The organism is Aquabacterium sp. A08, assembly GCF_011742065.1.
On the sequence record NZ_JAAQQT010000098.1, the window covers coordinates 1 to 538 of the forward strand.

Below are 538 nucleotides of genomic sequence, written 5' to 3' on the forward strand. Positions count from 1 at the left end.
TTGAGGATGATTTGTTGAAAGGTCAGCATCGGACGGGGGGCTAGGACTTCATGCAAAGGCGGCGGGGCCGCAAGACCCGCGCCGCCTTTGGGCAATGTGTCATTTTAGTTCGGGCGGGCCCGGCGACCCCAGACGGCCAAGCCGGCCAACACCCCCAGGCACAGCGCCACCAGCGGCCACAGGCCCCAACGGCCGGCCCACCGGGCGTAAGGCGTCACGCCGTGGCGGCCCTCCACCTCGGCCTCCAGCACGGCGCGGGTCAGGCGCGGCAGTTCGGCCTGCACCCGGCCGCGGTGGTCGATCACCGCCGTGGCGCCGGTGTTGGTGGCGCGCAGCATGGGCCGCTCCAGCTCCAGCGCCCGCAGGCGCGACATGTGGCGGTGTTGGTCGATCGCCACCGTGTCCCCGAACCAGGCCAGGTTGCTCACGTTCACCAGCACCGAGGGCGCCTGCGCCGGGTCGCGGAACGAGGCCGCCAGCTCTTCGCCGAACACGTCCTCGTAACAGACGTTGGGCGCGATGCGCTGCCCGGCCCAGG

Annotated in this window: 1 protein-coding gene; it reads right to left on the reverse strand. The window is 71.2% G+C overall.

All coding sequences use genetic code 11. The features are described 5' to 3' along the window. Positions 1 to 104: 104 nt before the first annotated feature. On the reverse strand, positions 105 to 538 hold a 434-nt coding region (locus tag HA630_RS00565), incomplete at its 5' end, for a nitrilase-related carbon-nitrogen hydrolase (RefSeq protein ID WP_305792596.1).